9 protein-coding genes are annotated in these 8,111 nt (G+C 70.5%); 6 read left to right on the top strand and 3 right to left on the bottom strand.

The window, feature by feature from the left end; genetic code table 11:
- From M3N57_10255 to hypF, 5 genes are all read left to right on the top strand, one after another.
- On the top strand, positions 1 to 429 hold a 429-nt coding region (locus M3N57_10255), incomplete at its 5' end, for a HypC/HybG/HupF family hydrogenase formation chaperone (GenBank protein ID MDP9023051.1).
- A gap of 29 nt (positions 430 to 458) precedes the next feature.
- Positions 459 to 1,085 (top strand): SIS domain-containing protein, encoded by a 627-nt coding sequence (locus tag M3N57_10250; GenBank protein MDP9023050.1) that lies wholly within the window; start codon positions 459 to 461, stop codon positions 1,083 to 1,085.
- Positions 1,082 to 2,224 (top strand): hydrogenase formation protein HypD, encoded by a 1,143-nt coding sequence (gene hypD / locus M3N57_10245; GenBank protein ID MDP9023049.1) that lies wholly within the window; start codon positions 1,082 to 1,084, stop codon positions 2,222 to 2,224. The genes M3N57_10250 and hypD overlap by 4 nt, the downstream gene beginning before the upstream one ends.
- A 39-nt stretch (positions 2,225 to 2,263) precedes the next feature.
- Positions 2,264 to 3,358, top strand: a complete 1,095-nt coding sequence (hypE, locus tag M3N57_10240) for a hydrogenase expression/formation protein HypE (GenBank protein ID MDP9023048.1) — start codon at positions 2,264 to 2,266, stop codon at positions 3,356 to 3,358.
- 54 nt (positions 3,359 to 3,412) lie between these two features.
- Positions 3,413 to 5,632 (top strand): carbamoyltransferase HypF, encoded by a 2,220-nt coding sequence (hypF, locus tag M3N57_10235; protein ID MDP9023047.1) that lies wholly within the window; start codon positions 3,413 to 3,415, stop codon positions 5,630 to 5,632.
- 10 nt (positions 5,633 to 5,642) lie between these two features.
- Here the strand turns inward: hypF and M3N57_10230 are convergent, their stop codons facing one another.
- Positions 5,643 to 5,882, bottom strand: coding sequence for a hypothetical protein (locus tag M3N57_10230; GenBank protein ID MDP9023046.1), 240 nt, complete (start codon positions 5,880 to 5,882; stop codon positions 5,643 to 5,645).
- A 3-nt stretch (positions 5,883 to 5,885) separates the two neighbouring features.
- Positions 5,886 to 6,542 (bottom strand): alpha/beta fold hydrolase, encoded by a 657-nt coding sequence (locus tag M3N57_10225; protein ID MDP9023045.1) that lies wholly within the window; start codon positions 6,540 to 6,542, stop codon positions 5,886 to 5,888.
- A gap of 88 nt (positions 6,543 to 6,630) precedes the next feature.
- On the opposite strand from M3N57_10225, the gene M3N57_10220 reads away from it, so the two are divergent.
- Complete coding sequence (locus M3N57_10220) at positions 6,631 to 6,957, top strand: ferredoxin family protein (protein MDP9023044.1); 327 nt, start codon at positions 6,631 to 6,633, stop codon at positions 6,955 to 6,957.
- A gap of 16 nt (positions 6,958 to 6,973) precedes the next feature.
- On the opposite strand, the gene M3N57_10215 is transcribed toward M3N57_10220, so the two are convergent.
- Positions 6,974 to 8,092 carry a Coenzyme F420 hydrogenase/dehydrogenase, beta subunit C-terminal domain gene (locus tag M3N57_10215; protein ID MDP9023043.1) on the bottom strand — a complete coding sequence of 373 codons (1,119 nt, stop codon included), beginning with the start codon at positions 8,090 to 8,092 and terminating at the stop codon, positions 6,974 to 6,976.
- Between the last annotated feature and the right edge of the window lie 19 nt (positions 8,093 to 8,111).

Here is an 8,111-nt window from a genome sequence, read left to right as displayed (position 1 = left end):
GAAGCGATGCGGCGAGCGGGCGCGTGGGGCGCCACCACGGTGTGGATCGGGACCGGGGAACGACCTCCCAGCGGGTCCGCTGATCACGTCCTGTGGTTGCACGCCGACGACGGGCTCGCACCCTACGACGGCCGGTTCATCCTGCTGTACCACCTGCTGTGGGAACTCACCCACGTCTGCTTCGAGCACCCCGGCCTGCTCACGACCGACGACGCGCTCTGCACCGACGACGTCTGCATCACCTGCTCCGACGAAGGACGCCTGGCCGAGATCGTGAGCGTCGGCGCCGGTGGGGAAGCACTCGCCCGCACCGCACAGGGCTGGGAGAAGATCGACACGACGCTCGTCGGCGACATCGACGAGCACGATCTGGTCCTGGTGCACGCCGGATCGGCGCTGTCACGGATCGATCTCGAGGACAGCCAGTGAGCCAACAAGGTGCGGATTTCCTCTACCCGATGATCGACGGCGACGAGCGCGACGCCGGGTCGCTCCTCGACGATCTCGCACGCTCGGCGGAGGCCAAGGCCGCCCAGAGCGCTGCCCTGTCGGCCGCCACGCTCCAGGCATGCGACGCGCAGCTCGACGAGATCGCCGACGCGATGGCCGAGCGGTTCGCAGACGGTGGGCGCCTGTTCACGTTCGGGAACGGCGGGAGCGCCACGGACGCGGCAGGGATCGCTGCCCTGTTCACCCACCCACCGCGCGGACGGTCACTGGCGGGGCGGTCGCTGGCCAGCGACGAGTCGGTGCTCACCGCTCTGGCCAACGACATCGGCTTCGACTGGGTGTTCTCGCGCCAGCTGATCGCCCACGCCCGCCCCGGCGACATCGCGATGGGGTTCTCCACCAGCGGGAACTCCGACAACGTGATCAAGGCGTTCGAGGAGGCCCGTCGGCGCGACGTCGTCACGGTCGGCTTCGCCGGCTACGACGGCGGGGCGATGGGCGCCTGTGCTGACCTGCAGCACTGCCTGATCGTCGGCTCCGACAGCGTGCACCGCATCCAGGAAGCGCAGTCGGCTACCGCGTACCAGCTCTGGTGCCGCGTCCAGACCAGGCTCGATGGGGAGACTGCCACGTGAAGTTCGTCGACGAGTTCCGAGACCCGGCCGCGGCCCGCACCCTGGTGCGCGAGATCCGCGACCTGGCGGCCCCCGACCGCCACTACAAGTTCATGGAGGTCTGTGGTGGGCACACCCACACGATCTACCGCCACGGCATCGAGCAGCTGCTCCCCGACAACGTCGAGCTGGTCCACGGCCCCGGCTGCCCGGTCTGTGTGATCCCGATGGGTCGCATCGACGACGCCATCCACGTCGCCCGGACCCCCGGGGTGATCTTCACCTCGTTCGGGGACATGATGCGGGTGCCGGGCGGGAGCGGGAGTCTGCTGGAGGCCAAGGCGCAGGGCGCTGACGTCCGCATGGTGTACTCGCCGCTGGACGCGTTGAAGATCGCGTCGGAGAACCCCGACCGGGACGTCGTCTTCTTCGCCGTCGGGTTCGAGACCACCGCGCCGTCCACGGCGGTGACCCTGCTCAAGGCCAAGGCCGCCGGGATCCGCAACTTCAGTGTGTTCTGCAACCACGTCACGATCGTCCCCCCGATCCGCGCCATCCTCGAGTCGCCGGACCTGCGCCTCGACGGGTTCATCGGTCCCGGGCACGTCTCCACCGTCATCGGCAACCGGCCGTACCGCTTCGTCACACGCGACTACGGCAAGCCGCTGGTCACCGCCGGGTTCGAACCGCTCGATGTCCTGCAGTCGGTCTACATGCTGCTGTTGCAGCTGGCCGAGGGCCGCTGCGAGGTCGAGAACCAGTACACCCGGGTGGTGCACGACGAGGGCAACCCCCGTGCCCTGCAGATCCTGGCGCAGGTGTTCGAGCTGCGGCCGCACTTCGAGTGGCGCGGCATGGGGTTCATCTCCCAGAGCGCGCTGAAGCTCAACGACGCCTTCGCCGACTGGGACTCCGAGCTGCGCTTCGAGGTCCCCGGCGTCCGCGTGGCCGACCCCAAGTCCTGTCAGTGCGGGGAGGTCCTCAAGGGCGTCATCAAGCCGTGGGAGTGCAAGGTCTTCGGGACGTCGTGCACGCCCGAGACGCCGATCGGGACGTGCATGGTGTCGTCGGAGGGCGCCTGCGCCGCCTACTACAACTTCGGCCGGCTACACGACGTGGTCGCGACGAGCGACGACGTCACCAGCCTGCCGGTGGCGTGAACCAACGGCGGTAACGCACCCAGCGACGAGGACTGGCCCATGAGCCGCACCGAGGCGTACGACCCCCGCGAGGAGGAGGTTCTCGCCCGCATCGAGCGCTTCCGCCGCAAGCGTCCCCGGCTGAAGGAGGACGCGGTCAACCTCGCTCACGGGGCCGGGGGCAAGGCTTCCGCGGCGCTGGTCGACGCGGTCTTCGTCGAGGCGTTCAGCAACGAGCTGCTGGAGCCGCTCGGGGACGGCGCCGTCCTCGAGCTGCCATCGGGGGATCGACTCGCGATGAGTACCGACTCGTTCGTGGTCAACCCGTGGCGGTTCCCCGGCGCCACGATCGGGTCCCTGGCGGTGCACGGCACGGTCAACGACCTGGCCTGCATGGGCGCGCAACCGACGTGGATGTCGGTCGCGTTCGTCTTGGAGGAGGGCCTGGCGGTCGACGACCTCCGCGACATCGTCGAGGACATGGCCGAGGCCGCTGCCCGAGCGGGGGTCACGATCGTGACCGGTGACACCAAGGTCGTGAACAAGGGCGCCGCCGACGGGCTGTACGTGAACACCACCGGCGTGGGTGTCATCCCCAAGGGGCGTCGCCTGGCCGCGGACCTGGTCCGACCGGGTGACAAGGTGTTCGTCACGGGAACCATCGGCGACCACGGCATGGCGGTGATGCTCGGCCGCGGCGACCTCAACCTCGACGCGGACATCCGCTCGGACACCGCAGCGCTGAACGGTGTCACCGAGACCCTGCTGGAAGCCGCACCCCACACGCGGTGGCTGCGTGACCCCACCCGCGGCGGGGTGGGGACCGTCTTGAACGAGCTGGTCAAGGCGACCGATCTGTCGGTGGTCCTGGCCGAACATGCGCTCCCCATCGACCGGACCGTGCTGGGAGCCTGCGACATCCTGGGGATCGACCCGCTGTACGTGGCCAACGAAGGCAAGCTGGTCGCGATCGTCCCCCCCGACGAGGCTCGCGCTGCGCTCGACGCCCTCAGAGCCCACGAGCTCGGCAAGGACGCCGCGGTGATCGGTGAGGTCCGCGCCGAGCCCGCCGGCGCGGTGCTGTTGCAGACGTCCTTCGGCGGCAGCCGCATCGTCGACATGCTCGTCGGGGATCCGCTGCCGCGGATCTGCTAACGACCCGTGCTGCGCGAACGACGGCGGATCCGCGTCATCGGGACCGTGCAAGGGGTGGGTTTCCGCCCGTTCGTGTACCGCACGGCCGTCGACCTGGCCCTCAACGGGTACGTCTCCAACGACAGCCTCGGCGTCCTGATCGAGGCGGAAGGCGCCCCCGCCGACCTCGACGAGCTGTGCCGACGTCTCGTCGACGACGCCCCGCCGCTGGCCCGCGTCGCCACGGTCGCCGCCGAGCGGATCACCCCCACCGCCGACACGGGCGGCTTCACCATCGTGTCGAGCAGCGACCGCGGCGCTCCCAACGTCCCGGTCAGCGTCGACGTCGGGCCGTGCGACGACTGCCTGGCCGAACTCGACGACCCGGCCGACCGCCGCTACGGCTACCCGTTCATCAACTGCACCAACTGCGGTCCGCGGTACACCATCACCCGTCGCATCCCCTACGACCGCCCGCTGACCACCATGGCGTCGTTCACGTTGTGCGCCCGCTGCCAGGCCGAGTACGACGACCCGGGCGATCGTCGCTTCCACGCTCAGCCCAACGCCTGCCCCGACTGCGGCCCGGAGCTGATCCTGACCGACCCCGCCGGAGTGCCGCAGGCCAAAGGCGCCGACGCCCTCGACCTGACCCTGCACCACCTCGCCCAGGGCCGCATCGTGGCCATCAAGGGCGTTGGCGGGTACCACCTCGCGGTCGATGCGGCCGACGCGGCGGCGGTCGGGGAGCTGCGCCGGCGCAAGGCGCGCGACGACAAGCCGTTCGCGCTGTTGGTCACCGACCTCGACGGCGCCCGCGTCGTATGCCACCTCGACGCGCACGCGGAGTCCGAGCTCGCCTGTCCACGCCGCCCGATCGTTCTGGCCACCCGCCGCCGCGACGCGCCGGTCGCCGATGCGGTCGCCCCGGGTCTGCCCGAGCTCGGGGTGATGCTCCCGCCGTCGCCGCTGCACCACCTGATCGCCGCGCGGTTCGGTTCTCCGCTGGTGCTCACCAGCGGCAACCTCTCCGACGAGCCGATCGCGCACGACGACGACGACGCCCTCGCTCGGCTGGGTCCCCTGGTCGACGCCGTCCTGTCCCACGACCGCGCCATCCACATCCGTTGCGACGACAGCGTCGTCCGCGCAGGCGTCGACGGCCGGCTCCAGCCGATCCGTCGCTCCCGGGGGTACGCCCCCGAGCCGCTGACGCTGCCGTCACCGACGCAGCGGCACGTCCTGGCCGTCGGGGCGGAGCTGAAGAACACCGTCGCGGTGGCCAAGGCAGCCGCGGTCGTCGCCAGCCACCACATCGGCGACCTCGAGCACTACCCGACGTACGCGTCGTTCTTGCAGGCGGTCGAGCATCTGTGTCACCTGTTCGGTGTGGCCCCCGAAGTGGTGGCCCACGACCTGCACCCGGAGTACCTGTCGACCAAGTTCGCGACCGAGTTCGGCCTACCAACCCACCCGGTCCAGCACCACCACGCGCACATCGCGTCGTGCCTGGTGGACCACGGCGAACCGGGGCCGGTCCTGGGGATCGCGTTCGACGGGCTGGGGTTCGGCAGCGACGGGACGCTGTGGGGCGGGGAGTTCCTGGTCGCCGACCTCGGCGCCTTCGAGCGTGTCGGCCATCTGCGACCCGCTCCGCTTCCGGGCGGAGCCGCAGCGATCCGCGAGCCGTGGCGGATGGCGGTGAGCTGGATCGGCGAGGCGCTGGGGCGCGACACGCTCGAGCGGATCGGGCCGCGACTGGACGACCGCTGGGCCGCTGTGGCGCAGGTCGCCACCTCCGACGCGACCCTGGTGACCACCAGCGCCGGCCGCCTGTTCGATGCCGTGTCGGCGCTGCTGGGCATCCGCGGGCGGGTGACCTACGAAGGTCAGGCCGCGATCGAGCTGGAGGCCCGTGCGCACGCGGTCGCTCCGGCCGACGCTCCCGTCTACCCGGTCGATGTCGACCACGGGGTCTTGGACCCGGCCCCGCTGCTGGCAGCGATGCTCGACGAGCGCCGACGTGGCGTGGACGTCGCCCGCATCGCGGCGGGTTTCCACGCGGGCCTGGCCGCGGCGACCGTCCGCCTGGCGACCGAGCTGGCACGGCAACGGCAGCTGCACACGGTGGCGCTCAGCGGTGGCGTCTTCCAGAACGTCCGGCTCACACACCTGGTCGCCGATCAGCTCCGGGAAGACGGGTTCGGCGTCCTCGTCCATCGCTCGGTGCCGGCGAACGACGGTGGCATCGCGATCGGACAGGCGGCGATCGCTTCGCGCTGGCGAGGGCCGTGACGCGGGGTGGTCAACGACCAGCCGGCGGAGGCGGGATCGACTTGGCCGCCAGGATGTCGCGCTCGTCGACCTGCACCTGCTCGTCCCGCCTGGTGCGGATCGTCAGCACGCCGTCGTCCGACCAGGATTCGAGCTGGCCGAGGACGTCGCTGGGCACCAGCCCGCGCCGGTCGTCTTCGACCCAGCGACGGACCACGACCCGGCGCCCGACGTCGGCGCGGGTCAGACGGTTGACGTAGCGGGCACGCACGAGCTACTCGTCGCCCAGCAGGGCCCGCCCGAACCGGCGTACCTCGGCCGACAGCACATCGCCGTGCTCGGCGAGGAAGTGGTCGCCGCCGTCAACCACATGGAGTTGCTTGGGTTCGGCAGCTGCCTCGACGATCGGCCGCAACTGATCGAGGCTGGTGAACTGATCGCGCGACCCGTGCAGGAACAGCTTGCGTGCGCGCCACTCGCCGAGTCGGTCGACGTCCAGCGGCGGGAGCGCGAACTGGCCACCGTCGGCGAGCAGTCCCACTCCCACCCATCCGTCGACGCGTTCGTCGTCCAACGCCGACCGCAGCGCGACGTGCGCCCCGAACGACCACCCGACCAGCATCAGGCACGTCTCGGCGTCGGTCTCGTCCACGACCCGCTCGACCGCGCCCGTGACGTCGGCGAGTTCGGCCTGGCCCCCGCCGTGAGAACCGTCGGAGCCGCCAACGCCGCGGAAGTTGAACCGCAGCCCCACCCAGCCGTCGCCGACCAGTGCCCGTTGCAGGACCGGCATCATCCACGAATCCATCGATCCGCCGGCCTGCGGGTGCGGGTGACACAGGACCGCCGCGCCGAGCGGCGGCTGGTCGGGGAGCGTGAGCCGCCCCTCCAGCACGGTGCCATCAGCGGCGGCGAAGGAGATGCGGGGCACACGCCCTCCTGGTTCGACTTCGCGTCACGCAGCCATCGGCCGTACGGTACGCGTTGATACGGCCCGCCCGGAAGCACAGGAGACCCTGGTGACGTACGTGATCGCCGAGCCCTGCATCGACGTCAAGGACAAGGCCTGCGTCGAGGAGTGCCCCGTGGACTGCATCTACGAGGGCGAGCGGATGCTGTACATCCACCCGATCGAGTGCATCGACTGTGCGGCCTGCGAGCCGGTCTGCCCGGTCGAGGCGATCGCCTACGAGGACGATGTCCCCGAGGAGTGGGCGGAGTTCACCGCGATCAACTCCGAGTTCTTCGAGGATTCCGTGACAGGGTTGGGCTCTCCGGGCGGGGCCTTCCAGGTCGGGAAGGTCGACGCGGACCACCCCAAGGTCGTCGACCGAGAGGTGCTGTAGCCGCCGGGGCCGCGACTCAGCCCAGCGGCAGGATCCCCGGGGCCCGGGAAGGCTCGGGAAGCAGGTCACCCGGCCAGCGCTTGCGCGACGTCGTCGACAGCTTGGCGAGCAGCTTCATCGCGACGTCGTCGTCTTCAGCCGGGCGGACCTCCACGAGGCCGGCGTCGATCACGCCGCGCATCCACTCCTCGCCCCGCGCCGTGCGCACGATCGCCAGCGTCCAGTCGTTGTGCTTCCCGATCCCTCCGGTGGAGATGTCGGCGTGTTCCGCAGCGAAGTCGGGGCACAGCCTGCAACCGGGCCGGGTGTGGGGGTGCAGCTCCTTCAGCGGGATCTCGACGTACCGGCCGTCGCGGGTCCACACCATGAACCGGCCCTTGACGTTGACCTTGGTGACGTCGGCGATGTCGATGCCGTGGTCGGCGAGGACCTGGCGCTGCCCGTCGTAGGTGAACGTCTTCGAGCACAGCAGCCCGATCGTCAGCGCGATCTTCCTCCGGTACTTGTTGACCCGCCGCGCTGCGACCGTCCCGTTGATCGACGCCTGGCACGACATCCCCACCAACGCAACCTGGCGGAGCCGTTCCGCGTCTGCCTGCTGCATCGCCAGTGGGTTCGCCGAGTAGGTGTAGCGTGACCCGGCCGTGGCCAAGATGTCGTCGCGGGTGCGGGCCAGGAACGGTTCGGCGTCGAACGGGCCACGTCCGCCGTCGATGATCCGCGACGTCAGAGCACCGTCGATGCGGTCGCTCTCCAGGCCCCAGATCAGCAGGACCGACACCAACCCGCCGTCCTGTCCGGCGACGTGGACGGCCTCGTCGGTGGCGCGTGCCAGCAGCAGCGACCGGGCGACGCCGGAGGCCTCGTCAGGTCGGCGTGGACGGCCGAACAGTTCCGTGTCGAGCTCGGACTCCCAGGCGCGGAAGCGGGGGCAGGCTCGGGTGCAGATGTCGCATCCGCGGTCGCCGGTCAGGCACTGGTCGAACCCCATGCCGTCGCCGATCTGCACGGGGAGGTACTCCGACGTGTACCCCAGCACGTCCTGGGGGCAGGCCATCACGCAGGCGGCGCACCCCGTGCACAGCCCGGTGTCGACGACCTCGTGGTAGAGCTCTCGCCAGTGGACGTCGCCCACTTGGTCCCCTTCCCGCCAC

It is taken from the genome of Actinomycetota bacterium, from assembly GCA_030776725.1.
Lineage (GTDB): Bacteria > Actinomycetota > Nitriliruptoria > Nitriliruptorales > JAHWKO01 > JAHWKW01.
This window is presented reverse-complemented; position numbering and strand designations above follow the sequence as displayed.